Origin of the sequence: Legionella quinlivanii (genome assembly GCF_003265995.1) — a bacterium.
Taxonomy (GTDB): Bacteria; Pseudomonadota; Gammaproteobacteria; order Legionellales; family Legionellaceae; genus Legionella_C; species Legionella_C quinlivanii_A.
Genome location: NZ_MVJN01000006.1, coordinates 289,954 through 315,054 on the forward strand (window position 1 = coordinate 289,954; position 25,101 = coordinate 315,054).

Consider the following 25,101-nt stretch of genomic DNA (forward strand, 5'->3'; position numbering starts at 1 on the left):
CTCTATATACAGCTAGAAGTATAGTCGAATGAATGACCAGGGCGCTAAAGTCAAGACACTATAGCTAAGGCAGTGAAATTATCCTGATAATAATTTCACTGCTCTCTCATCAGGATAATTATCGTTTATCCCATTGACCATTCAGGAAAAAAGCCTGTGTCCATTGAAGCTGAAGCGGCTTTTCTTTTTCTTTTATAGTTGCTGTAAACGTTTCAGTCTGCACCGTCACTGCATGTGGACTCGAATCCAGCTTTTTAATGGTTATTAGATTGCTGTACTGATAATTAATAAATTGCGGCAGGATGATTGTGACATCCGCATTTTCTGCATCCACATCAATAGTGCAATCATTGGGTATTACCACGTAACGACTGTTTTCATTGCTATGAATAGTGGTATGGCTGCAGTGATTCGCCGACGCGATTAAAAGATCTTCTGCCTTATACTTTTTATCACCCGCCAGACGATTCAGGAATTCAGCCAGATCACCGCTATAACCACAGAGATTGATTCTTAAATACTCATCAGTGGCGCCCATCGTATTCCCGTTATCGACAGCCACATTGTATGTTTTGAGTAAAACATCCTTGGCGGCCATAGTTTTAGTATCAGGACTATTGAGCCTGGCAAAAAAGGTTGGGCTGCCCGCAATGCTTGATACTTCCGAACCAGGATATCGTTTCAGAAACTCTGTCTGCAGAATTTTATGACGTTTTACAATCGTATTAAATGCATCACTGCGAAGTGATTGTCCGGCATCAGGAAGAGCGGTGATTGCAGACATCAGATTTAATGCTTCGGCAACACCGGGTGTGCTATCGCCGACAGTCAATTTCCAAAGATAGGAAAAATAATTGGTAAATATGCTGGAGCCATAACTATCACCCATTGGAAACCACATATAGCCTAAACGATAACCCGGTTTTCCCAGGGCCTTTGAAACGGAGTTGAATGCAAATATGTGTCTTCCCTCGCCTTTTGCTTTGGAAAGCCATTCAAGATTTTCTTTCACATAACCAGTTCCCTCACTGCCATAAGGGGGTGCTGCAAAAACAAAATCTGCAATAATAATTTTTGCGTCAGTATAAGGTTCCCTGAACTTTCCATCAGGATTATTAGGAGAGGTGACAAACTCAACAAGCACTTCGTCAGGATTGAGTTTGATTTCCTGAGGATCATTAAATCCCTGAAACCGCGCATTGGGATAAGGCCGGTAAGACACCGCATGTTCATGGAATGAATAAAAGGGAATTTTTTCCACGAAAAGAAATTTTTTATCAGGCTCTGATGTTACAACGGCATAGACAAGAGCAAAAATTATCTGCAGTGATCCGTTGGAGGGGCTAAAAATATATTTTTCATTGGTATCGAGGAACTGGCCCAGATTCCCAATACGCGAATGATAGGCTTGCAGTGCTTTATCTACATCATTGAAGTAAGTCTGACTTGAACGAATTAATAAACCACCCTCCTCGCCCGGTTGGCCAATATAGATAGAGCTGTCGTATACATGAAGCGCTGGAGGGTTCAGCAAACCATAACGCTGGTATAGCTCGGTGAACACAGGAGTTTCATTGGGCCGCAGATAAATTAATGGTTCGAAGCTGCTGGCTTCTATGCAAAACGGGAACAGCAAGCATAAAGCGATGCTATATTTGAACAGTGTTATAAGGATATTCCTTTTTTTCATTATCGACCCTCCCTGGTATCGAAACTATAAATCAGGCTAAGTCAAGGGTTTTAAATCAACCCTCACCCTAACCCTCTCCCAATTTGGGAGAGGGGATCTTCACAAAAAATCTTCCCTTAAAAAATCCTCTCTCCCCTAAGGGGAGAGAGTTAGAGAGAGGGGATTTTCGCAGACGAGTTAGACTTATTGAACAATAGTCCTCCGAATCTTTATTTCGTTCCGCCAATAGTCAGAGCATCAATCTTAAGCGTTGGCTGCCCAACGCCTACAGGAACGGATTGTCCTTCCTTGCCGCAAATACCAATTCCACCGTCAAGGGTCAAATCATTGCCAATCATACTGATTTGCTTCATTACTTCCGGACCATTGCCGATCAGTGTTGCTCCTTTTACAGGCTTTGTGATTTTGCCATTTTCAATCAAATAGGCTTCACTGGCAGAGAAAACAAATTGTCCGGAAGTAATATCAACCTGTCCACCGCCAAAATTAACTGCGTACAGACCTCTTTTAACAGATTTAATTATCTCCTGCGGATCATATTGACCAGCCAGCATATAAGTATTAGTCATCCTGGGCATTGGTACGTGAGCGTAGGATTCACGACGGCAATTTCCAGTGGGTTTCATTCCCATTAATTTGGCATTTAGTTTATCCTGCATATAATTTACTAATACACCGTCGTCAATAAGTGTTGTGCATTGCGTTGGAGTACCTTCATCATCCATTGTCAGGGAGCCGCGACGATTTTCCAGAGTACCGTCATCCACCACGGTCACCCCTTTGGCTGCAACCTGCTGACCGATTTTACCGGAAAACGCAGATAAGCCTTTGCGATTAAAATCACCTTCCAGACCATGTCCTACGGCCTCATGTAATAACACCCCCGGCCAGCCAGGTCCTAATACGACAGGCATAGTTCCTGCGGGAGCATCTTCTGCTTCCAGATTTATCAAAGCCTCCCTCACTGCTTCTCGTGCATACTCCAAAGCACGATCCTTCTCAAGAAAGTAGGAATAGGGAACCCGGCCTCCTCCTCCAGAGCGAGCGCTTTCACGGCGGCCGTTTTTATCTTCCACCAGAACACTGACATGAATGCTTACCAATGGTCTGATATCTGCAACCATTCTTCCCTCAATCCCGGCGATCATAATCACTTCATAACAGCCGCTCAATGAAGCATTCACCTGAATCACTCTGGGATCAAGACGGCGAGCTTCCTTATCTATCGCTTCCAGTAATGCGATTTTTTCCTGCTTATTCATTCCCTCAATCGGATTAATACCCTGATAGCGGGCAACAGGCGCTCCAGTCACATGAATGGCCTGCACAGGATTAGTCGCGACCAGAGCAATTGAACGCGCCGCATCTGCGGCACGTTGCAATGCAGGTAAAATGATATCATCACAGTAGGCGTAACCGGTTTTATCACCGCTAACCGCTCGAATCCCTACTCCTTTATCATGAGAATAGCTGCCGCTTTTAACTTCGGAATCTTCCAGATACCAGGATTCATAGCTGCTGCTTTCAAAATAAAGATCAGCATCATCCACATGCTGACCCATTATCGAACGAACCAGCTTGGCGATGGTTGATTCATCAAGTGAAGCGGGTTTTAAAATTAATTCTTTGGCAATTGCCAGCGCCTGACTCATAATAAACACCTTATACGTTATTAACCTACCATGACCGCATAAACCTCAGTTACATATCAAGACGTGATGTTCCACACAGGGAAATTGCCGTCTTAACTGATGCAACCGCGGCAAATCAATATCCGCAGTCACCATACCTGCATTGTTCTCATGCTGGCCCAGAACTTTCCCCCAAGGCTCAATAATCATACTATGACCATAAGTCTGTCTGCCATTTTGATGTGTTCCACCCTGGTTGGCGGCAAGCACATAACATAAATTTTCAATGGCACGCGCTCTCAGTAAAACTTCCCAGTGCGCCATGCCAGTTATGGCCGTAAATGCTGAAGGAACGGAAAATAATTCTGCTCCCCTCATCAATAATTGTTGATATAATTCTGGAAAACGCAAATCGTAGCAAACTGTCAAGCCGATTTTACCTACGGGTGTATCCACAACGACCAGCTCGCTTCCTCTTTCAATTGTCAGAGACTCCTGATGGGCCTCTTGCTCAGACACTCTGACATCAAACAAATGGATTTTATCGTAACGGGCTGCACAAATGCCTTTTTCATCAAATACAAGGCTTGAGGAACGCACTTTATCCTGCAACCCTTTGACCGGTATTGTTCCAGCGATAATCCAAAGCCTGTATTTACTGGCAAGCGCACTGACTTTTTCCTGAATTTCGCCGTGCGGATAAGCCTCCGCCAAGCCAAGCTTGTCGGTTTCCTTCAATCCCATAAATGCAAAATTTTCTGGAAGAACCGCTAACTCAACATTCTGCTCCTTTGCACTTGCCAGCAATAAATCGGCCTGGCGCAAATTTTCAGCGGGTGAGGCAGAAGAAACCATTTGTAATACAGCCACTTTGGACATCATTGTGTTCCTTGCATAAAACAGAATCTCATTCTACTCTCAAATAATTGAATATTACACGCTTTTAACTTTCTGATTATTCTATTCAACGATGGTTACAGTAATCACACTATTGAGTTCAATTTAATATCTCTATAGACTTGAAATGCCAAGAGTCATTCCCATATATATGCTAAAATAACTATATATTATTTTAATTAGGACAAAATAACCGGAGCTGTCAATGAATAGAAATGACGTTACTGTTTTAAGCCAACGCAACGATTCGGTACTCGCGACCAATCGTGTTTTGCGAAACACCTATTTGCTTCTGAGTATGACTTTCCTGTTTAGCGCACTGACAGCCTATCTGTCTTATGCAAGCAAAGCAGGTCCAATGAACCCATTTGTCATGATTGCAGGTGTATACGGTTTAATGTTTCTGACTCAGGCTCTGCGTAACAGCGCATGGGGACTGGTTAGCGCATTCGCATTCACAGGCTTTCTCGGATACACCCTGGGCCCTATTCTTAACTTTTATGTCGCCAGTTTTTCTAACGGGCCGCAATTAATTGGTACTGCACTGGGCGGCACCGGTATGATTTTCTTCGCCTTGTCTGGCTATGCTCTGACAACTAAAAAGGATTTCAGCTTCCTTGGCGGCTTTCTTTTTGTGGGAATGATGGTTGCGTTGCTGGCTATGATTGCAGGTCTGTTCTTTGATATTCCTGCCCTTCAGTTAACTATCTCAGCGGCCTTTGTATTGATTTCCTCCGGTTTGATTCTTTTCCAGACCAGCGAAATTATTCATGGCGGTGAGACAAATTACATTTCCGCAACGATATCTCTCTATGTATCAATATATAACCTGTTTATCAGTTTATTGAACATACTAAGCGCTTTTGCAGGCAACAGAGATTAATCGATTCGTTTTTCCTATCTGAATCCCGACGCCAGTCGGGATTTTTTCATCCCCTTATTGCCTAAACTGCTTATCGATCATATCATTAACCCGTTTTTTTAATATTGTCTCCAATTATAAGTCAAGGACAAGACATGCATACAAAAAATAATGCTCTAATTTCGATAGGCATGTTACTCGCTTCCAGTTCTTTCGCTGGCACAATGGGTGCGGTACCAGCGGGAGCTTATGTAGCGACTGTAAGTCTCGCTGCAGCCTGGGTCGATCCTGGCGAAACTCAAACCCTGACACTACAACCTGATATTGTTAAAACCTATTCTGATACCACCAACTCAAAAGTCGTTCCTGCTATCGAGTTATTTCTTGGCTGGCAACACCCCATCAATGATACGCTACGCGGTCAAATCGGAATAGCGGGGGCAGCTACAACACAGGTAAAACTGGAAGGCGATGTCTGGGAAGATGCTGACCCTGCATTTAATAATTTTACCTATCAGTATAAAGTGAATCATTATCATCTTGCTGTAAAAGGTAAGCTGCTTATGGATCTGGATGAGTGGGTTGAGCCTTATGTCAGCGCAAGCGCCGGTATAGGTTTTAATCAGGCTCGAGATTTCCAGATTGCTGCCAGAATATTTCAAGAAATTCCAGCGCCTCCATTTAACTCAGAAACAAAATCATCTTTTGTTTATACGCTGGGGATCGGATTACAAACAGCGTTGAATTCAAACTGGCAAGTCGGCTTAGGTTATGAATTTGCAGATTGGGGTAAAACTGAATTAAGCCGCGCTTCTGGCCAAACAGTAGGTAATGGAATTGAAACTGATAATTTCTATGCCCATCAATTGCAACTGAGTTTAAGCTACATTTGCTAAACTTCCTGATCTGAAAGGTATCTGTACATCTCCACTACGCCCTGCGGCTTGTCCGCAGGTGCAGTGCTTCTCTTATGAGTCTTCTGGATCCCTCGAAACCAGGCCTTCGATTACGAATGATACGCTAATCCTGACTCCAGGACGCCTTTGCCCGGAATAAATGCTCTACATCAGCTTTTGTTTTAGTTATTGGTTTATCAAACTGATAGCATTGACGGGGCTGCTGATAATAAACACCCAAGGGTACTGGATAATCGGGATAATGAATCTGGGCCAGGCGCATGGCGGCTATCAGATTGCTGCTATCATGGACATAAGTGTTTTGTTCATCATGAGCGATGATTCCAAGTGTCTCTCCCTTCAATGATAAAGCCTTCTCACCATTGCTTCCATACACAAGAGGTTTATTTTCTTCCAATAGCACGGTCTTGTCCGCACGGTTTGTTTTTAAGGCAAAACCATCAAAAGCACCATTATTGAAAATATTGCAATCCTGATAAATTTCAACAAATGAGCATCCAGGATGCTCATAAGCTTTCCTGAGCACTGTGATTAGATGATTGGGATCTTTATCAACCGCTCTGGCAACAAAGCTGGCTCCTGCTGCCAAAGCAAGCATAAGGGGATTAATCGGTTCATTATTAACGCCCTGCGGTGAGGTTTTTGTAATCTGACCTTTTTGAGAGGTCGGTGAAAATTGACCTTTAGTCAAACCATAGACCTGATTGTTAAACAATAAAATATTGACATTGACGTTACGGCGCAGGCAATGAATAAAATGATTACCGCCAATACTCAAAGCATCTCCATCTCCGGTAATAATCCAGACGGTAAGATCGTCTCGCATGGTTTTGAGACCTGTTGCGACAGCAGGCGCCCTTCCATGTATTGTATGCAGACCATAGGTGTTCATGTAATAAGGAAGCCGGCCGGCACAGCCAATTCCTGATATAAATACATGCTGTTCAGGCGGCAGGCCAAGCTCCGGGAGCAAGCGCTGCAATGCCATCAGGATAGCGTAGTCACCGCATCCAGGACACCAACGAACTTCATTTGAATTGGCAAAATCATCACGCTTGTATTGAGTGTTCATAATCGACTTCCGCTTTGATGGCTTGAAGTAAAAAACTGACTGTAAATGGTTGACCGTTACATTGATTGATTGAACGGCAATCGACCAAATACTCGGCTCTGAGCAACTGGCATAATTGTCCGGAGTTCAGTTCAGCCACCAGCACCTTCTTGTATTTTTTGAGCAAAGGACCCAGATCATCTGGAAATGGATTCAAATGACGAAGTTGTAGCAGGGCAAGCTCAAGCCCTTCTAAAGCCGCATGCTGAACAGCTGATTTAAGACTGCCATAGGTACTTCCCCATCCAATTATTAATGTTGAAGCGTTCTGACTTCCTTCTACATGAAGTGGCTGATAAATTTTGCTTATCCCTGCAATCTTGGCAGCTCGTAAATTCACCATCTTCTGATGGTTTTGAGCATCGTAACTGACCTTCCCTTCTTCTCCCTGTTTCTCCAGCCCGCCAATCTGGTGTATAAAGCCAGGTACACCTGGCGGATTCCAGCTTCGAGCCAATTTATCATCACGCTGATAAGGCTTATCAAAATGGTTAAATTCTATCTCAGGTAATTTCAAAGAGTCGAAGTCAGGAATTTTCCAGGGCTCTGCGGCATTGGCCAGATAAGCATCCAGCAAAACAATCACTGGCGTCATATAAGAAACTGCTATTGAGAATGCTTCAATAATAGTTTTGAAACAATCGGCTGCCGAACGAGCAGCAATAACCGGTAAAGGAGCTTCACCATGACGTCCATATAAAGCCTGCCTGAGATCGCTTTGCCCAGTTTTAGTTGGCAATCCCGTGGAAGCGCCGGCCCGTTGTACATCGACCACGACCAGGGGCAATTCAGTCATTACCGCAAGCCCCAAGCCCTCACTTTTTAAATCAAGGCCCGGACCGGAGGTGCAAGTCAAAGCAAGGTTGCCTCCGAAAGCCGCTCCAATGCAGGCGCAGACAGCGGCAATTTCATCTTCAGCCTGTAATAACTGGATACCATAATCAGTGAATTTTGCGCACTCATGTAAAATGGCGGAAGCAGGTGTAATAGGATATCCGGATACCAGCATTCTGGTCTGGGTACCCACAGTTAAGGCTGCAAGTCCCATGCTCAAAGCTTCAACCCCGGTAATCTGCCGATATTCCCCTGGCTCTCTGTTCACCTTGCCCAACATGAAATGCTGTCTGGCCAGTTCCAGCGTCATGGCGTAGTTATAACCAGCCAATAACGTCAATTCATTTGCTTTGGCAATTTCTGAATTGTTTTTAAATTTTTTAGCAATAAACGCCAGACAATTTTCGGCAGGTAAATCAAAAAGCCATAATACCAGACCCAGCACATAGAAATTCTTGGTCTTCTTGGCTTGAGCATGCGTAATACCCAGGCCCTCTACTGCTTTGATAGTCAGACTGATTAGCGGCAGACTCAAAATCTGATAAAGCTCGCTGGCCCCTTTTAAAAAATCACTGCTTAAACCAGCCTTTTGCCAATCCTTCTCAGTAAAGCTGTCTTCATTGATAATCAGCAAGCCCCCCGGAGATAAAAACTCCAGAGAGTTTTTTAAGGCTGCAGGATTTAAAGCGACCAATACATTTAAAGTTTCACCGGCGGTAAAAATAGCCTCTTCAGCCATCGCTAACTGAAAACCGGACACTCCAGCCACTGTTCCGGCCGGTGCACGGATCTCAGCCGGAAAATCAGGCAGAGTTCGCACCTCTCGTCCGGTAAGTGCAGCAGTGATAGTGAGTTGCTCGCCCAGTAATTGTACCCCATCACCAGAATCTCCGGTGAGGCGAATTACAATCGCATCAGTTGTTGACATAATTCCTTGCTTCCAGCATGAGTTGACGTATATCCTTCACTGCCTGCTTTAAACCGGTAAACAGTGCTCTCGCAATGATGGCATGCCCAATATTCAGTTCATTCATTTCCGGTATAGCCGCGATGGCTTTTACATTATGATAATGTAAACCATGTCCGGCATTTACAATCAAACCTTTGCTGGCAGCATAACTTGCAGCCTGCGTTATTCGTTCCAGCTCCAGATTCTGAGTTTCCGGACTGCTTGCGTCGGCATAGCATCCCGTATGAATTTCGATAACCGGAGCCCCTGTCTCAACCGCCGCATCAATTTGTTTAAGATCAGCATCAATAAACAGAGAGACCTCACTGCCGTTAGCCTTTAACCGTCTTACAGCGTTTGATACGGCTGTAAAATGGCCAAGCACATCCAGACCCCCTTCAGTAGTCAGCTCTTCTCTTTTTTCAGGAACCAGACAGGCATGCTCAGGTGAAATTTCCTCAGCAAAATCCAGCATAGCATCAGTAACGGCCAGTTCAAGATTCATTCTTGTTTGTAAAACAGCCTTAATCAATCGGACATCCCGGGCCTGTATGTGCCTCAGATCTTCCCGCATATGCAAAGTGATGCCATCCGCGCCCGCTTCCTCTGCCTCCATTGCTGCCTGTACCGGGTCAGGGTATCGAGTGCCCCTGGCCTGACGAATGGTTGCGATGTGATCAATGTTTACGCCCAATAATATCTCTTTTAACATACTTCACCTGTTACAAATACAATAGAATAACCAAGTGGCCGGCACTTCATTTCAATTTATCATATCAGGTTATAATGCGAGAAAGTAGAAGAATCGAGAGTCTTCATCAAACTGTGTCATGCCATATCAGATTTAGGAGATCTCCCACTGCGTTCGAGATGACGGGTGTAATGACACCGTTTAATGAACACCCTCCAGGAATCATTCGCTCCTGGGAATTAAAAACAGGGCTCGCGATTTCAGCTCGCGGCCAGCCAATAAGTGATCAATGGCTTGACGCATAATGGCTTTAGCCATTTTAAGAACAGACAGACGACTGAAATCCTGATTGGCAAAAGCGAGAATATCAGATCCCTGAAAACCTTGACGGGATAAAAGAAAACCAGTACCCGGAATAAACTGATAATAATGGTCTGCAGTAATGGCATCTCCTGTTGAAGCCTCTTCGCTGAGATTCAGACTATACCCGCAGGTACTTAATAAACACTTCTCGAACTGTCTCAATACGATTTCAATCGCCAGCTTGTCATTAGTAATCTGCAGTGCGTTGAGTGTTAATTCATAACTGTCGAATAACCAGGAACAGGGATCCTGAGGCCTGATTGTATAATAAATTAGTTCGTTAAGGTAAAGTGCTGTAAATAAAGCGTTTCCCTGCAAGTCAAGAATAGTTTCTGTTGACTCCACGGTATTAATATAGAAAAAATCTCTTCGCAGATTAACCGATAACCACAATGCAGAGAAAGGCTGTACCAAAGCATGTTTTCCAGGTTTGCGCCCGCCTCGATACAGGCAATCAATTACGCCCATTTCTCGTGTAAAAAAACGGACTTGAAGACTGCTGTCACCCGATGGGCGCCTGTGCAAAAGCCATGCTTTACAGGTTTCAGTGATCATAGCCTAATTGCCGTAGCATACGCTCATCATCAGACCAGCCTGACTTCACTTTACACCAGCAACGTAAAAATACTTTTTTGCCCAGTAACTCTTCCATATCCAGACGCGCGCTAGTCGCCATTTCTTTCAGCTTTTTCCCTTTATCGCCGATTATCATTCGCTTGTGATTATCTTTATCGACCAGAATCAGGGCATGAATGGTCACCAGGTCTCCTTCATCTTTGTAGGACTCAAGATCCACAGTCGTCGAGTAGGGCAGCTCCTGTCCGCAGAGACGGAATATTTTTTCACGAAGCAGTTCTGCACAAAGGAACTTTATCGGCCGGTCGGTGATTTGATCCTCCCCAAACAAATGGGGACCTTCGGGTAAAAACGGCTTTAGCTGATTCTGCAATTCCTCAACCTGCACCCCGGTTCTTGCTGATAAGGGAATCATGGCAACGAAATTATGCTGTTGGGATATTTTATCTATCCAGGGCAGCAAGGCGGATTTGTCTGCAAGCTTATCCACTTTATTAATCGCGAGTATACAGGGTACGCCTGATTGCCTGATTAGCTTAAGGACATACTCATCCTCGTCATTCCAATGCGTTCCATCTACTACCAATACAGCCACATCGACATCACGCAGCACACTGATGGCTGTTTTATTCATCATTCGATTCATGGTTTTTTTGGAACCCTGATGAATACCTGGCGTATCCACATAGACATACTGGTAGTCGCCGAGGGTATCAATCCCTAATATACTATGCCGCGTCGTTTGAGGTTTTCGCGAAGTAATGCTGATTTTCTGTTTTAAAATTCGATTCAACAGGGTTGATTTGCCTACATTAGGACGCCCTACTAAAGCAATATAGCCGCAATAACTAGTCATTCAATAAAACCTTGATTAATTTGGAGTCATTTTAGCATGACTCGGCCAATACAGTAACCGTGAACTGATAAGATTACTTATTCAAAAGCACTTGCCTTATCAACCCTAATAACGCTAATGTTTAAGACCACATGGATAAACGGTAACTAGCAAATGGCCAATTTAAGAGCAACGGATGATCATCTGCAAATAGCTATTCCCTTAACCGTTAAACCTGTTGATAACGAAACAGCAACAGTGAGCAGCTTAACGCCCAAAGAGGCTAGCTTATTATACGGGCATTATAGTATGGATTACCGTATACCGGGAGGTATTCTGCGGTTATTAGCGCGTCATGACAATAAAACAATGCAAATATTGCTGATGACAGAAGATACCGCGCTGCTCCAGGAGATGCCAGGAGAGCGGCCTTCCTCTCTGATTGCCAATACCATCAGCCGTTTAAACGGCTATTTCCTGCACGCGGATTCTTATGACAGACCGCTTTCCATTCATCAGAAGAAAAAAATTCAGCTGACGCAAAACTGTATTAAACAGTTATCTCTGCTTCTTGAAGAAGAACGACAAATTCAGTGTGAGGAATGGTCAAGACAAGAAGACCTGCGCATTAAAGTACTGGCTGTCATTGAAGCATGCCAGGATGGGAATATTTTGCTGGCCAATCATCCCGCCGTTTCGGAGGGAACGCTCGGTAAAATTTTATTTCATGCACGTGACTTTGCTCAACGATATGAATTTAATCGCGTTTTTCCAGTAAGTAGAATTGATCAACATGATTTTTCCAGGGTATCTGAAACGAAGAACAACCCTTGTTTCATCTGGGATAGTGAAACTCACCTGGAAAATGGTGATAAAGAAGAATTATTAAAAGAGGCGCTCTGGGTTATTTCGCGTCAATACGGTTTCAATGAAGCAAATGAACTAAACCAGATTGATGCCAACCGTTTTAAGCGGCTGGAGACGTTTTTAAGAAAGCGATGGCAGGATATCCAAAAATGGGTTGATTATCTGGCATTGCCACACAAGCCCGAGCCAAAGCTTAGAGAAGAAAAGCGATTAAATGGAATATCGACTACCAGTATTGAGCCTTATTATTTTTTTGAAGGTGTTGGACAGCAAGCTCACCTGAATCTTCATTCATTAGTTGAAAGCCTGGTGAATAGTCCCGTGGAAATCGCCAAAACCGAGACCTTTGAACAGGCAGAAGAATTGTTATGGACCGCTCATGACGGCTCCTGGGTGCGCCTGGCAGGCTCAAATTCAATTGTCCTTAGAAAAAATAATCGCATCCGTCAATGGCATTATTTTAAGGAAAATGAATGTTATTATATTTTACCAACGAATCAGGACCTGCTGACTCTGATGCAATTGAGCAAGCGCCATCTCTATTTTCCTGAACGGGCGAAATTAACATTCAAAGCATTTTTAGTGAACGTTCCTCGCTTTTTTAAATTTTTATATACAAAGGTTTACGCTTATATTACTGAAACTCTGAAGGACGATTTTTCCAATCATCTGCATTCAGGCCATCCCCAATTAAAAAAAGAAGCCCCCCCATCTAAACCCTTACGAGTGCTGCCAGCCCACCTGCGAAGTTTACAAGACATTCTTCAGGGTCAGGGGCTGCTTGCCAATGGAGAAACACTGGAGGAGTTTGTTAAAAGACAAATACATGTTAATCAATATGTCATCGCCAGAGCAGAACATCTGCCAAGCCCTCCCCCTTACAACAATCCATTTCATAGAGTGCTGGGTGTATTAAGGCATTTTTCAGCTTTGTTCATTGATATTAGCGAGCAAAATCCTATTATTGGATCCTTGGCACTTGCTGCCTATATTTACGGTGCGGGTGCTGTTGCCGCTCCAGAGCTGCTAAAGTCCATTCTGGCCAAGCTTCATCTGAATGGTTTGATCTATGGTATTGAACCCACTCAGGCTTTAGGGCGCTGGATGAGTCACGGTACAGTTTCAGAGGCTATTTCTGCGGCTGTCACTTACTGGCAGGGAGTCATTGTGGGCGGTGACCTGGATCAATTCTTTATTAAAGCGGTGAGCGTTCTGAAAGATGAGCCCGCCCAGGTTGCGATCATCATCAGCCTCGCCCTTGGACTAGGTTATGGTTTATGCAAGACATTTCCTGCGATTGAGAAAGAAATGGGCACATTTCCCTGGCCCAATCGATTGGCTGTTGGAGGGAAGTTTGGTGCAGCCTCCTTTGACACCATCATGCATCCCGGCGATGATTGGCTTTTGGGAACCATTAAATGGTTATTACACGGCGGCTTTATTTTCCTCAAAATTGCCCTATCGCCCTTCATTGAATGGCGCTATTACGGATTTAAAAATGGCTTTGGGTCAGGTCTTGGCAAAAGCCTTGTACTAACTATACAAACTGCAAAAGAAATTGCCGCTGGTTCACTGGATTTTACGCTCGCCCTCTTAACAATTCCATTTATGGAGTTAAGCGCCCTGTTTATTCATGTGCCATTTAGAGGCATTACCAGTCTCGTTAGCAAAACACTGGGTGCGCTTGGAAATGTTCAGGCGATTGGACAAAGTCTTAGTGAGTTTGCAGAGCGAAAAACAGGCTGGAATTATTTATCAGGTTTTCGCCTGTCACCGCTTTATGGATTTAGCAACCCGATTCAGCGCTACTCCAATAATACCTTGCTTAATTTACTGGCTACCCTGGTGTGTATGGTGATAATCCCCGTTTTTCAGTTACTAAAAAACCTCATCATTCTTCCGCTTCTGGATCTGACTTTTCTTGGGATTCGCCTGTCTCTGACATTAATTGATCCCATAAGCCGACTGGCAGCATTCATGCTGGGAAAGACTTTATTTTACACTGGCTATGTTTCCGATTACACGATAGGCTATTTACTGCGTTTAAGTGCGACGATTGTCACTAAAACCAGCAATCTAATCGATCAGGCGGCCGGATTTAGTCGTCAATTAATTTTAAAAGAGATCCAGTTAGGCCGACATGCCTTGTTTCATTGGGCTTTCGCGGCCCAGGATGCAGCAGTACACCAGCCACAAACTGATTTTGATTATTTTCAGGAAGATGTAATGCGCATTGAACGTCTGGAAGACCAGGATTCTACGCAATGCCTTCTTGAAATGCTTATCGATGATTTGCCCAAGGCTCATCTTTCAAAAGCGAAAGATGATACGCCCTGTAACCGCTTATTCCATAAATCGGCAGAACAGTTACATTCCGCTTATACTTTAAACCGGAAGCCACCGCAGGCTCAGATCAGTACAAGTGATTATCAACTAAGTTCACCAGTCTTTTAGAGGGTATTATGAAAAAGGGATTTACGCTAATTGAATTACTGATTGTCATGGTCATCATTGGAATTCTGGTCAGTATTGCTTACACAAGTTATTTGCAATACATCGTCAGTGCCAGACGAAGCGATGGTCAATCCGCAATAATGGACTTGGCGAGCCGAATGGAGCGCTACTATTCAGAGCGTAATACCTATTTAAACGCTACAATCGGAACTGGAGGCGCCAATGATATCCGCTCAAGCAATATATCGCCTGAAGGATGGTATACGCTTTCTATCAGCTCGCAAACAGCCTCTACCTATACGCTTCAGGCTATCCCGCGAAACAACCAGGGGCGTGACGACCGCCTCTGTCAGACCTTAACTGTAAATAGCCTGGGCGCAAAAGGAATTGCTGCGGGGCCTGGTGGGGCACCAAGCGGAACAGTTGACCAGTGCTGGTAGCTAATTTCTATAGTCATTACTGTATGAATTTGACAAATTCCTTTGGTTAGCTATACCCAATTTATGAAGCAGTAAAAACTACTCAATAAAAAATCTGCAATTCGTCAAAAAGGATTTTTTAAAGGAAACAGTATAGGTATACTGTAGCATCAGATGTAAATAATCTAAGGGATTAGTTTATTAATCTGCCCACTTGATCTAACAGGCTCAAAGGAATGATTATATGGACACGACTGGTTTAGAGTTCAGACTCATCAATGAGCTTATTGAAAGTTCTCAGGATGGGGTCTTTGTTCTCAATTCGCTCAATAAAATCATATTGAATAATGTCACTGCATCGCGCATCACCGGCTATTCCCCCGCAGAACTAATTGGACAGGATGCTTTCTTGTTAGGATCAGGCCTGCACGATGATTCCTATTTTCAAAAAATTGAACAGTTCCTTGCGATAAACCAACGCTGGCAAGGTGCTATGATAAATCGCACAAGAACAGGACAGGCCTATCTCGCCAATGTGCTGGTTATTAGGATTAATGATGATGAAGGCGATCTGCAGTTCTATCTCCTGCGCTTATTGTCAGTACAAATACTTGGGGATTTAGTTGACTCGGTTATAACTCATATGCCGCAATTTGATGCCTGCCCTAACCTGCTCCCGGGATCAGAAATTACACTGTCCAGTTTTTTCGACGAAAATACCGGTGATAATAATAACGACAGTTTTGCGCTTATTTTATTGAAAATTGAAACGTCCGAATATGAACTCAATGGTAAAAACAGTTATCAGAGTGCTAGCGACAAAATAGTGAGCTACATGTCCAGTCAATCACAGCAATTTGTTTTTGCCGGTAAACTGAATCACAATTATTTAATCGCCATCGCCAGTTTTCAACAACGAAATGCACTGGAACAGACTCTAGGCCATCTTCGCCTGGTACTGATTGAAATGATTAACTCGGAAAATAAATCAGCTAACCTGCCCATTGGCCTGTCGCTTAGTGCTGCAGTCTATCCTGAAAATGGAATTTATCTCGATACTTTGTTAGTGAAAGCAGTTTCTACGATGCTGCATGCCAAAACCATCAACAAACAATCGTCTTATTTTATTGATGAACCTCAAAATAAATCATCATCCAATCTGATTACCTACTCCTATCTTAAAGAAGCTTTGAATAACGAAGGACTTTGTCTTTTTTATCAACCCATTGTCACCCTGGACAATCAAATTGTTGCCATCGAAGCGTTTCTACGATGCAAGGATGATCAGGGCGGTCTGTTATTGCCTAATGAATTTTTCCCTATTGCCGAAAAATATCAGCTTTTGCCTGCGATTGAAAAATGGGTTATTGCTCAGGCCTTACAAGATATGAAAATGATTAACTCCACAAGCTTAAGACTTCATGTCAACATTAGTGCCTCTCAGTTTCTTCACCCGGATTTTTATCAGGAACTGCAGGAAAATTTGCAGCATTATGATTTTTCACCCTCGATGTTAAGTCTTGAAATCAATAACGATCTAATGACAAAGCAGCAGGCGGCCGCTATGAGCGTGCAGCTACTGCAGAAAAGCGGAGTCAATATTGCGGTGTCCTGTGGTTATTCCTTATTTACGTCATATCGCTTTATGGCTGAAATTGGTGCCAGGCAGATTAAATTTGATCGCTACTATGTACGAAAAATTTATGAACGAAAAGTAGACCAGACTGAAATAGATATCATGCTTAAACAATTACTGTCACAGAACAGTGAAGTCATTATTGAGGGCATTGAACGAGAAGATGATCTGACATTTTTCAAATCAAGAGGCTGCAATCTGTTTCAGGGTATCTATTTCTATCCACCAATGACCATCGAGCAGTTAAGGCAATCGATCTGATTTACTCACCACCACTCATCAAATCCCAATACCACCAGAATACAAGGGCCTCGAGCTATTACATTAATTCCATGCCTTAAGCCTTGCTCAATGGCTGATTCACTTTCAGCTCCGGGCTGCATCCAGATGTTTTTTATTCCCTTTGTAATGGCCGCGTCAACAATTTTTTCGGTAATAGCAGGAGGCGTGATAATTGATATACTCTCAACCTCATCAGGAAGATCTGAAAGATCTTTGATGCTTGCCTGCCCCTCAATGTTATCCTCGAATGGATTAACCGGATAGGCTTTCATATCGTGAGCCAGGTAGCAGCGTAATACTTTATTGCCAAATTTGCTGCGGTTACCTGAGGCCCCGACCACGGCAAAGGCGCTGGATTTCAAAAATTGCTCAACATTGCCCATAAAAATACTCCTTTATGAAACGATATTAGGACTGTCGGAGTGCAGTGTAATATTCTCAGCATGATGTTCATTTAATATAGAAAATATCGCCTGCTGCTGTTGTTCGTTAGTGCAGGTCAGCCATAACACAAAACCACCCATATGCTCCTGCTTCTCAATTTTGGCTTTACGTGCATTTCTAATGGACTTCATTATACCGAAGCCAATTGCCGCACCAATTAAGCCGCCTAGGATCCCAAAAATAAGATTATCAGCATAGTGATTCAATTCGCCTCCGGCAAGCAGGCCGAGAATAATGCCGACAAACATAGGAATTGATATTGAAAATCCTTGAACCCAGCCAAAATCATCATGCATGTAGGGTTCTTGCTTTGGGGAAAAATCTTCTGCTTTCTGTACAGTTTCCGGATTAACATAAGGCTTGCCGAATTTTTCTACCATTTTCGATGGAGGACCCTGAACACTGACTTCACCCAAAGAAAGGGTTTTCTCAGTCAAATGACTGATCGCTTTTTCGAGGGTTCTTTCATCACGGAAAATCGCGCTTATTTTATTCGTATTCATGACGGATCCTTTCCTGTGAACGATAGTCCTTGTATTAAGTTTAGTTCAATTTGGGTCCTGAGGTAAGCTTTGACAGCATGAGCTGCTTCCTTCACTACAAAAGGCTTGCTAAGAGTTTGTAAGTCTTCTAACATAGGAGTCATTACGGCGCCTGTATTAGCGAAAATCTATGATGACAGATAAATTGTTTGGAAATCAATCAATTATAATAAGCCTCGATGTCGATGCCTATTTATTTGACCGGCTTAGACAAATTGCAAAGGCAGGTTTCTCAGTCGTTGAGATCAACAGCTGTGATGAAGGGCTTTTGAAAAAAATTCTGACCGAATTTCCCGGGCTTCGCATTGGAGCAGGTAACGTAATCAGCACCCAACAATTGGAAGATTGCTATCAGGCAGGTGTCCACTTTGTTTCCAGCCCAGGTTTCTTACCCGCTATTGCACAAACAGCTGCAATTTATTCAATTAACCATCTTCCAGGGATTGCCACGCTGTCAGAGGCAATGCAGGTAATGGCACTCGGCTACCATCAGGCAAGGCCTTTTCCTGCGTCCTTATCATTCTGCGCACTATTAAATAAATGCTTACCCACCCTTCGTTTATTCCCCGCGGAAGTCGAATGGGATGAAGCAGAGCATTATTTAAGCTTGCCGTCAGTTGCTGCAATCAGCATTCTGAATCCAGAGGTTAAATTATTAACCTCTTTATCGGACGGGGCTCTTGCATAGATCCAGGAGCAGGAAAAAAGCTCCCAGGCAAATCGCGCTATCGGCCAGATTAAAGACTGGCCAATGATAATTCTGGTAATACACATCAATAAAATCAATTACATGCCCCAGCAGTGCACGATCATACAAATTGCCAATCGCCCCACCGAGAATCAGGCTAACTGCAAGTGACTGCAGAATTGCTTTATTGGGTAAGCGCACAAGCCAGATTATTAGTGCGATACTCATTACAATACTAAAGCCTGCAAAAAACCAGCGATGCCAGCTGCCAGTTCCACTCAGGAAACTAAATGCCGCCCCCGTATTATACGCCAAGGTAAAATTAACCATTGGGATTAAAGGCTCTGGCTGATAAGCAACCAGATGGGTCGACGCCCAATATTTGCTTATTTGATCCAGAGCAATTACCAGGATACTAATAATGAACCAGTGCCATTTCTTCATGCAAATTGTCTCACTTCATCCTGACCACTTAAATTGTCTGCACAACGATCACATACTTCGGGAAAGTTTTCCTGCTTGTTAACAGAGTCACGACGATGCCAGCAACGAATGCATTTTTCATAAGGGCTGGCATTGACTTCGATTGCAAGCTCAAAATCAGAGAGTGTAGAAAGCTCTTCCGGCTTTTCCTCAATCGAAAAAACTTTAGCGTCCGACGTGATAAACAGAAAACGCAGCTCATTTTCAAGGGGTTTGAGTCTATTTAAAAGCGCCGGACTAACATACAAGCGAATCTCTGCCGCTAATCCAGAACCTATAACTCCCTGCTGTCGCTGAGCTTCCAGTGCTTTATTTACCTCATCTCTGATTTCTAGTAATTGCCGCCAGAATGCCATATCCACGTGACCAATTTCAGGCCAGCTATCATACCACTCTTCCAGCATCACCGATTCAGAGGATTTGCCTGGGATATACTGCCAAATCTCATCGGCGGTAAATGACAGAATGGGAGCTAACCAGCGAGTCATCGCGTGGATGATATGATACATTGCTGTTTGGCAGGAGCGTCTGGCTACACTGTTTTTCGGGGTCGTATATTGTCGATCTTTAATGACGTCAAGATAGAAGCTGCCTAGATCAACTGCACAAAAATTATGAATTTTCTGATAAATAATATGAAAATTATATTGCTCATAAGCCTGCAGAATTTCTTCCTGTAACTGCTGGCTATGCTTGACAACCCAGCGATCGATCTCCACCAGCTTATCGGCAGGCAATAAATCTGTCTGAGGATCAAAATCAAATAAATTGGCTAATAAGAACCGGGCTGTATTCCTGATTCGCCGATAGGCATCGGCATTTCGCTTTATAATTTCCTCTGAAATACTTACCTCATTACGGTAATCAGTAGAAGAAACCCAGAGACGAAGAATATCTGCCCCGTGCTGGCCGATGAGTTTATCCAGAGCGACATAATTCCCTTTGGACTTTGACAGTTTTTTTCCTTCTGCATCTACTGTATATCCGTGGGTCAGAACGGTACGATAAGGAGCATGTCCATAAATGGCAACGGCGGTTGTGATGGAGGAATTAAACCAGCCTCGATGCTGATCGGAGCCTTCAAAATAAATGTCAGCCGGAAGCGATAACTCTTGATTCGCTTTCAATACACTATAGTGAGAAACGCCGGAATCAAACCAAACGTCCAGGGTATCGGTAATTTTTTCATAGTTTTCTGCCTCATCGCCCAGAAGTTCTTTCAAATCAAGTTCAAACCAGGCATCAATGCCCTTCTCTTCAACGCGTTTTGCAACCTGCTCTATCAAGTCGATTATATTTGGGTGAAGCTCTCTGGTTTCTTTATGAACCATTAAGGGCATCGGCGTTCCCCAGGCCCTTTGCCGGGAAATACACCAGTCGGGTCTTGTCTCAATCATGCCGGCAATACGGGCTTTGCCCCACTCCGGCATCCAGTTCACTTCATTGATAGTTTTTAAGATTTGTGTTCGCAGCCCGTTTTTTTCCATGGAAATAAACCATTGTGGGGTTGCAAGAAATATCATTGGTGTTTTGTGACGCCAGCAATGCGGATAACTATGCCGAATGACTTCATTTTTCAGCAGTACTTTTCGTTCTTCAAGTAGCGCAATAATCTTGTCATTCACTTTCAGGACGGATTGATTCGCAAAGTATTCCACATCAGCAGCATAACAGCCATTCGCTTTAATGGGGTTAATCAGAGGCAAATTATAGGCTTTGCCCACCTGATAATCGTCCGGACCATGTGCCGGCGCTGTGTGCACACAGCCGGTACCTGCGTCAATCGTAACGTGTTCACCAAGAATTACAGGAACAGTTTTATCCAGAAATGGATGTTGCAGAGCTTGCTTTAGCAGATTCGAGCCTGGAACCTGTCCAAGAGACTGGTATTCAGAGAAACCGTAGCGGGTCATGCAGCTCTCAACCAGTTCGGATGCAATAATAAAACAGGCTGCTCCGGCATCCACGAGCTCATAACTTAATTCCGGATGCAGGCAAACCGCTTCATTTCCAGGCAAACTCCAGGGGGTTGTAGTCCATATTGGGAATATAACGGGTTTGACTGTCTGACCCGCAGCAAAAATTTTAAGTATTTGCTCGGGATGAATCGCATAAAAACTCACATCAATAGAGCTGGATGTTTTTTCTTCATATTCAACTTCTGCTTCAGCCAGGGCAGAGCCGCATTCAATACACCAATGCACAGGCTTAAATCCCTGTTGCAGGTGGCCGTTTTCAATGATTTTTGCAAGTGCACGAATAATATTGGCTTCATAAGAGAAGTCAAATGTAGCATAGGGATGCTCCCAGTCACCGAAAACACCCAGGCGTTGAAACTCATCCCGCTGGATATCAATCTGGCTTGCGGCATATTCCCTGCATTTTTCACGAAACTCTCTTGCAGAAACTTTTACCCCGGCCTTCCCAATCTTTTTTTCAACATTTAGTTCAATAGGCAAGCCATGACAATCCCAACCGGGCTGGAATGGTGAATCGTACCCGCTCATGGTTTTGGATTTGACAATAATATCCTTTAAAATTTTATTTAAGGCATGTCCACAATGCAAATGACCGTTTGCATAGGGAGGGCCATCATGCAGAATAAACTTGTCGGCACCTTTTCTTTCTGATCTGATTTGCTGATAAAGCCTGGCATCCTGCCAGCCCGCAAGGCGTTCCGGTTCCCGCTGCGCCAGACTGGCCTTCATTGGAAATAAAGTGTTCGGTAAATTTAAGCTGTCTTTATAATCTGCCATTACTTACTCTGTTAAAAGCGTTAAATTCAGGCGGCTGTTTGAAAAATAGTGTTCTGCCGCCACAATATCATTTCTAATTTGCTGGATTAAATCTTCCAAATTGGAAAATTTTATTTCATCTCTTAATTTATGCAAGAAAAATACTTGTAATCGTTCACTATACAGGTTTTCCTGAAAATTGAGCAAATGAACTTCCAATACTGTTTTAGTACCGTCAACTGTTGGGCGAACACCCAAATTGGCGACACCATGATATATCTTGCCGTTACACCGTTTCACTTCGACGCAAAACACACCTGTAAACGGAGGTATTTTTCTGTTAAGGGCTATATTCGCTGTGGGAACTCCCCATTTGTGACCTTGCCTGTTTCCGACAACCACCCGCCCGGAAATGCTGTAAGTACGGCCTAGCAAACTGGCAGCCTGGGTTAGCCTGCCCTCTTTCAACAGTTTTCTGATTCGGGTGGAACTGACTCGTTTCCCATTTATCTCAAAATCAGGAAATATCTCTAATTCCCGTCCTTGATCCTTGAAATAATCATTTAATAATAGCGCATTTCCCTGACGGTTGGCCCCGAACTGGAAATCATTGCCCACTGTTAAATAGCGCAGTTGTAATAAATCGAGAAGATACTTTTTTGCAAAGGTTTCAGCGCTCATTGAAGCCATTTCACTATTGAACTTTAACCGGCAAATATAATCTATCCCGTATCTGGAAAAAATTTCTACCTTTTCTCTGAAAGTAGATAATCGCGCCAAAGTGTCCTTTCCAAGAAAAAACTCGGCGGGCTGCGGTTCAAAAGTCAATACAACAGAGGGCAAATTCAATTCCCTTGATTTTTGCTGCAATCTTTTCAGGATGGCCTGATGCCCTAAATGTACGCCATCAAAATTACCGATTGTTGCTACACATCCCATATCTGATGGAAAACGATGTAATCCAGCTAGAATCTTCATATGATAACTTTAAGAATAAAATTTCAATTATACCGATTTTTATCGCAGTTTGCGAAATTCCTTATTATAAAGTTTAGCTCTCTGTTTAATAACTGTCGCTTTATTTCATTTCACGATTAAATTCTTTAGAATTATTGCTTTTTTTGAGGTTATCTCCTGTCAATTGGCATTACTATGCCACTGCTTCAGCAGGGAATGGCAATTTATTAATTTTTGAGATATTGAGTTACTCATGAAACTTACCCCTTCAATGGACTGGAATTTTATCAAATCTATTTTTGATCCCCGCGAAATTATTTTCCCATTCACTTTACGCAAACTATTCTTCTTTCTGTTTTATGCATTACTCATTGCAGCAGTTGTAGCTGTAGAGACTAATGTGGGTTTTTTTGAATATCTGGTTCGCGCGGTTAAATCCAATCTCATTCCTTTAATGGCTATTCTATATGGTTTTGAACCTCTATTAATGCTGGTTACGATGGCTTTCACCAGGTATCCGGATAAACTTCCTGAGGTTTCAGAGAAAGCCCCCGAGCCAGCAGACTTGGAAATCCAGCTTGAGGAGGAAAACACTCAGGCAGCCATTAAAGCTCATAATAAAAAAATGGCTGTAATCATCGTTGCTCACAACAGTTCCAAGGAAATAGAAGCTACGCTCAGAGCGTATTTGAAAATTGTTGAGCCCGAGCAAATTTATATTATTGACAATGGGAACAGCGAGCAGCCCACCGACAATACACTCAGCATTGCAAAATCGGTATCTGAACAAATTAATTACTATTGGCATAATCGTGGAAACAAAACAGTTGCCCAATTTACTGGACTTATTTTAGCTCAGGCAGATCACCATGAATTTGCGCTGATGAGCGACGATGACGTCCATCCGCCATCTAATTTTAAATTTAACGAAAGCTTGTTAGAGAATGAAAAATTTAAAGGGATTTTCTATCCCATTATGGCTATTTCCAAGCAAGAAAAACCATCCAGACTAGTGCAATTTCAATCTATTGAGTACAAGCAGGCCGATCACTTTAAAATGTTCGAGGATCGCTTTCATGGTGCTTTATATCCGCATGGCGCTATTGCTCTCTGGAAAATATCAGTCTTGTTAAGAACATTATTAACCCATAGCACTCGCTTCATCGCCGAAGACCTTGAAACGGGTATTCGTGCCGCTCGTTTAGGTTATCGTCAGCGTTTTGATGCCAATTATGTGTTTCCGACCGAAGTACCCACAACTGTTTTAGGCCCGGATCAAAATCTCTATAAGCAGCGAGCCAGAGGATGGAGTATGGGGATTCACACCATGAACATTGAATTGCTGCGTAATTTTTTTACAGAATGGAATTTAAAGCCCGCGGATGTTGCTGCTTTAAAAGCTAGCCAGATGTATACACTGTATAATAATTATGTAGACTGGACCCGTTTACTGGTAATGATTATATCAGCAAACGATCCCACCTATTGGGGGAAGCTGGCTGCGGTAATTGCGGGTCAGCAAGCCATGACCATGTTCTGGCATTACGCCAAACTTCGTAATCGTCCTGATTTACAGCACGATTTTTTAACTCTCACCACCATGTTTTTTTATCGCCTGTTGCTCACTGCCTTTACCAATATCGGTCTGGTGAGATTACTTCTGGTGTATTTGCCTAATCTATCGCCTGCCAAAACAATCGAGGAGTTACTCAAATCGGGCGAGTTTAAAAACCTGCCGGTTGAACTACCTGAGTTTCTTGCCTCTTTAATTGCCCCACCCAAAGAAGATGCTAAATCGGAGAATGCGCCAGGCTTTAAAGATTCTCTTTATTCGTTTTTCTGGAAAAAGCCAGTCAGCATAAAACCATCAATTACCATCGAGGAAGTGGTGGAAACAAAACATACAGAGATAGAACTTGTCTCGGACACTCCGTCTTCGCCATAAGACAACGTGAGCAGGACACTTCACAAGTTTTAACCATAAAGCGTAGGTCGGGCGCTTCGCCCATAGCCGTCAGGCTAAGGAACTAAAATCCCTCCCCCGGGGAGGGAGCTGGCTCCCAATCGGGTTTCTTTTTTACATTTTTTATAGCAAAGCAAGCGAGACTTTTATAAAAGGAATGGATAAACGATTTTAGGCGATAGACAGAGACTAGAGCAGAAGCTAGTTCTGAGACGTTGATGATTAGGAGTTTACAGGCTTTGTAAAAGGAAAATTCTATATTGTTATGGTTTTTT

Annotated in this window: 20 protein-coding genes; 7 read left to right on the forward strand and 13 right to left on the reverse strand. The window is 43.2% G+C overall.

What is annotated here, in order from left to right; genetic code table 11:
- Positions 1 to 118 precede the first annotated feature (118 nt).
- From B1207_RS09690 to B1207_RS09700, 3 genes are all read right to left on the reverse strand, one after another.
- Positions 119 to 1,690: an aminotransferase class I/II-fold pyridoxal phosphate-dependent enzyme gene (locus B1207_RS09690; protein WP_112219768.1), complete on the reverse strand. Its 1,572-nt coding sequence runs from the start codon at positions 1,688 to 1,690 to the stop codon at positions 119 to 121.
- A gap of 209 nt (positions 1,691 to 1,899) precedes the next feature.
- On the reverse strand, positions 1,900 to 3,342 hold the full coding sequence (tldD, locus tag B1207_RS09695; RefSeq protein WP_112219769.1) for a metalloprotease TldD: 1,443 nt from the start codon (positions 3,340 to 3,342) through the stop codon (positions 1,900 to 1,902).
- A gap of 45 nt (positions 3,343 to 3,387) precedes the next feature.
- Positions 3,388 to 4,200, reverse strand: a complete 813-nt coding sequence (locus tag B1207_RS09700) for a carbon-nitrogen hydrolase family protein (protein WP_112219770.1) — start codon at positions 4,198 to 4,200, stop codon at positions 3,388 to 3,390.
- 223 nt (positions 4,201 to 4,423) lie between these two features.
- Between B1207_RS09700 and B1207_RS09705 the strand changes: the two genes are divergently transcribed.
- Entirely contained in the window at positions 4,424 to 5,101 is a 678-nt protein-coding gene (locus B1207_RS09705) for a Bax inhibitor-1/YccA family protein (protein WP_058506675.1), read from the forward strand.
- A gap of 134 nt (positions 5,102 to 5,235) precedes the next feature.
- Positions 5,236 to 5,976 (forward strand): outer membrane protein, encoded by a 741-nt coding sequence (locus tag B1207_RS09710; protein WP_112219771.1) that lies wholly within the window; start codon positions 5,236 to 5,238, stop codon positions 5,974 to 5,976.
- 124 nt (positions 5,977 to 6,100) lie between these two features.
- Here B1207_RS09710 and B1207_RS09715 read toward each other — a convergent pair whose 3' ends face one another.
- The 5 genes from B1207_RS09715 to era all read right to left on the reverse strand — a co-directional run bounded on the left by B1207_RS09715 (position 6,101) and on the right by era (position 11,377).
- The gene (locus B1207_RS09715; RefSeq protein ID WP_112219772.1) at positions 6,101 to 7,069 is read right to left on the reverse strand and encodes a 2-oxoacid:ferredoxin oxidoreductase subunit beta; all 969 of its coding nucleotides are present in this window, start codon (positions 7,067 to 7,069) and stop codon (positions 6,101 to 6,103) included.
- The gene (locus B1207_RS09720; RefSeq protein WP_112219773.1) at positions 7,047 to 8,870 is read right to left on the reverse strand and encodes a 2-oxoacid:acceptor oxidoreductase subunit alpha; all 1,824 of its coding nucleotides are present in this window, start codon (positions 8,868 to 8,870) and stop codon (positions 7,047 to 7,049) included. Before B1207_RS09720 ends, B1207_RS09715 begins: the two co-directional genes overlap by 23 nt.
- Positions 8,857 to 9,603, reverse strand: a complete 747-nt coding sequence (gene pdxJ, locus B1207_RS09725) for a pyridoxine 5'-phosphate synthase (RefSeq protein WP_112219774.1) — start codon at positions 9,601 to 9,603, stop codon at positions 8,857 to 8,859. Before pdxJ ends, B1207_RS09720 begins: the two co-directional genes overlap by 14 nt.
- 201 nt (positions 9,604 to 9,804) lie before the next feature.
- On the reverse strand, positions 9,805 to 10,500 hold the full coding sequence (recO, locus tag B1207_RS09730; protein ID WP_112219775.1) for a DNA repair protein RecO: 696 nt from the start codon (positions 10,498 to 10,500) through the stop codon (positions 9,805 to 9,807).
- Positions 10,490 to 11,377 carry a GTPase Era gene (gene era / locus B1207_RS09735; RefSeq protein WP_112219776.1) on the reverse strand — a complete coding sequence of 296 codons (888 nt, stop codon included), beginning with the start codon at positions 11,375 to 11,377 and terminating at the stop codon, positions 10,490 to 10,492. The genes recO and era overlap by 11 nt, the downstream gene beginning before the upstream one ends.
- A gap of 153 nt (positions 11,378 to 11,530) precedes the next feature.
- Here era and B1207_RS09740 point away from each other — a divergent pair, with 153 nt between their 5' ends.
- The 3 genes from B1207_RS09740 to B1207_RS09750 all read left to right on the forward strand — a co-directional run bounded on the left by B1207_RS09740 (position 11,531) and on the right by B1207_RS09750 (position 16,993).
- Positions 11,531 to 14,677, forward strand: a complete 3,147-nt coding sequence (locus tag B1207_RS09740; protein WP_112219777.1) for a hypothetical protein — start codon at positions 11,531 to 11,533, stop codon at positions 14,675 to 14,677.
- 8 nt (positions 14,678 to 14,685) lie between these two features.
- Positions 14,686 to 15,117, forward strand: coding sequence for a type IV pilin protein (locus B1207_RS09745; protein WP_112219778.1), 432 nt, complete (start codon positions 14,686 to 14,688; stop codon positions 15,115 to 15,117).
- A gap of 223 nt (positions 15,118 to 15,340) precedes the next feature.
- Positions 15,341 to 16,993 carry an EAL domain-containing protein gene (locus tag B1207_RS09750; protein ID WP_112219779.1) on the forward strand — a complete coding sequence of 551 codons (1,653 nt, stop codon included), beginning with the start codon at positions 15,341 to 15,343 and terminating at the stop codon, positions 16,991 to 16,993.
- Between the two features lie 5 nt (positions 16,994 to 16,998).
- On the opposite strand, the gene B1207_RS09755 is transcribed toward B1207_RS09750, so the two are convergent.
- Entirely contained in the window at positions 16,999 to 17,397 is a 399-nt protein-coding gene (locus B1207_RS09755) for a CoA-binding protein (RefSeq protein WP_172458256.1), read from the reverse strand.
- 12 nt (positions 17,398 to 17,409) lie between these two features.
- On the reverse strand, positions 17,410 to 17,961 hold the full coding sequence (locus tag B1207_RS09760; protein ID WP_112219781.1) for a SoxR reducing system RseC family protein: 552 nt from the start codon (positions 17,959 to 17,961) through the stop codon (positions 17,410 to 17,412).
- A 169-nt stretch (positions 17,962 to 18,130) separates the two neighbouring features.
- Here B1207_RS09760 and B1207_RS09765 point away from each other — a divergent pair, with 169 nt between their 5' ends.
- Positions 18,131 to 18,688, forward strand: a complete 558-nt coding sequence (locus B1207_RS09765) for a multidrug DMT transporter permease (RefSeq protein ID WP_058506686.1) — start codon at positions 18,131 to 18,133, stop codon at positions 18,686 to 18,688.
- Here B1207_RS09765 and lspA read toward each other — a convergent pair.
- Genes lspA through ribF form a run of 3 tightly spaced genes read right to left on the reverse strand, consistent with a single transcriptional unit; the run spans position 18,665 to position 22,884 of the window.
- Complete coding sequence (gene lspA, locus B1207_RS09770; RefSeq protein ID WP_112219782.1) at positions 18,665 to 19,132, reverse strand: signal peptidase II; 468 nt, start codon at positions 19,130 to 19,132, stop codon at positions 18,665 to 18,667. The two genes, B1207_RS09765 and lspA, sit on opposite strands and share 24 nt — an antisense overlap.
- Positions 19,129 to 21,927, reverse strand: coding sequence for an isoleucine--tRNA ligase (gene ileS, locus B1207_RS09775; RefSeq protein ID WP_112219783.1), 2,799 nt, complete (start codon positions 21,925 to 21,927; stop codon positions 19,129 to 19,131). The genes lspA and ileS overlap by 4 nt, the downstream gene beginning before the upstream one ends.
- Before the next feature lie 3 nt (positions 21,928 to 21,930).
- Positions 21,931 to 22,884 carry a bifunctional riboflavin kinase/FAD synthetase gene (gene ribF / locus B1207_RS09780; protein ID WP_112219784.1) on the reverse strand — a complete coding sequence of 318 codons (954 nt, stop codon included), beginning with the start codon at positions 22,882 to 22,884 and terminating at the stop codon, positions 21,931 to 21,933.
- 250 nt (positions 22,885 to 23,134) lie between these two features.
- On the opposite strand from ribF, the gene B1207_RS09785 reads away from it, so the two are divergent.
- Positions 23,135 to 24,808: a glycosyltransferase gene (locus B1207_RS09785; protein ID WP_172458258.1), complete on the forward strand. Its 1,674-nt coding sequence runs from the start codon at positions 23,135 to 23,137 to the stop codon at positions 24,806 to 24,808.
- Positions 24,809 to 25,101: the final 293 nt, after the last annotated feature.

Excerpts from the sequence above, each read along its gene's own strand:
- B1207_RS09690 (WP_112219768.1), bottom strand. The coding sequence starts at position 1,690 with ATGAAAAAAAGGAATATCCTTATAACACTGTTCAAATATAGCATCGCT.
- tldD (WP_112219769.1), bottom strand. The coding sequence starts at position 3,342 with ATGAGTCAGGCGCTGGCAATTGCCAAAGAATTAATTTTAAAACCCGCT.
- B1207_RS09700 (WP_112219770.1), bottom strand. The coding sequence starts at position 4,200 with ATGTCCAAAGTGGCTGTATTACAAATGGTTTCTTCTGCCTCACCCGCT.
- B1207_RS09705 (WP_058506675.1), top strand. The coding sequence starts at position 4,424 with ATGAATAGAAATGACGTTACTGTTTTAAGCCAACGCAACGATTCGGTA.
- B1207_RS09710 (WP_112219771.1), top strand. The coding sequence starts at position 5,236 with ATGCATACAAAAAATAATGCTCTAATTTCGATAGGCATGTTACTCGCT.
- B1207_RS09715 (WP_112219772.1), bottom strand. The coding sequence starts at position 7,069 with ATGAACACTCAATACAAGCGTGATGATTTTGCCAATTCAAATGAAGTT.
- B1207_RS09720 (WP_112219773.1), bottom strand. The coding sequence starts at position 8,870 with ATGTCAACAACTGATGCGATTGTAATTCGCCTCACCGGAGATTCTGGT.
- pdxJ (WP_112219774.1), bottom strand. The coding sequence starts at position 9,603 with ATGTTAAAAGAGATATTATTGGGCGTAAACATTGATCACATCGCAACC.
- recO (WP_112219775.1), bottom strand. The coding sequence starts at position 10,500 with ATGATCACTGAAACCTGTAAAGCATGGCTTTTGCACAGGCGCCCATCG.
- era (WP_112219776.1), bottom strand. The coding sequence starts at position 11,377 with ATGACTAGTTATTGCGGCTATATTGCTTTAGTAGGGCGTCCTAATGTA.
- B1207_RS09740 (WP_112219777.1), top strand. The coding sequence starts at position 11,531 with ATGGCCAATTTAAGAGCAACGGATGATCATCTGCAAATAGCTATTCCC.
- B1207_RS09745 (WP_112219778.1), top strand. The coding sequence starts at position 14,686 with ATGAAAAAGGGATTTACGCTAATTGAATTACTGATTGTCATGGTCATC.
- B1207_RS09750 (WP_112219779.1), top strand. The coding sequence starts at position 15,341 with ATGGACACGACTGGTTTAGAGTTCAGACTCATCAATGAGCTTATTGAA.
- B1207_RS09755 (WP_172458256.1), bottom strand. The coding sequence starts at position 17,397 with ATGGGCAATGTTGAGCAATTTTTGAAATCCAGCGCCTTTGCCGTGGTC.
- B1207_RS09760 (WP_112219781.1), bottom strand. The coding sequence starts at position 17,961 with ATGAATACGAATAAAATAAGCGCGATTTTCCGTGATGAAAGAACCCTC.
- B1207_RS09765 (WP_058506686.1), top strand. The coding sequence starts at position 18,131 with ATGATGACAGATAAATTGTTTGGAAATCAATCAATTATAATAAGCCTC.
- lspA (WP_112219782.1), bottom strand. The coding sequence starts at position 19,132 with ATGAAGAAATGGCACTGGTTCATTATTAGTATCCTGGTAATTGCTCTG.
- ileS (WP_112219783.1), bottom strand. The coding sequence starts at position 21,927 with ATGGCAGATTATAAAGACAGCTTAAATTTACCGAACACTTTATTTCCA.
- ribF (WP_112219784.1), bottom strand. The coding sequence starts at position 22,884 with ATGAAGATTCTAGCTGGATTACATCGTTTTCCATCAGATATGGGATGT.
- B1207_RS09785 (WP_172458258.1), top strand. The coding sequence starts at position 23,135 with ATGGACTGGAATTTTATCAAATCTATTTTTGATCCCCGCGAAATTATT.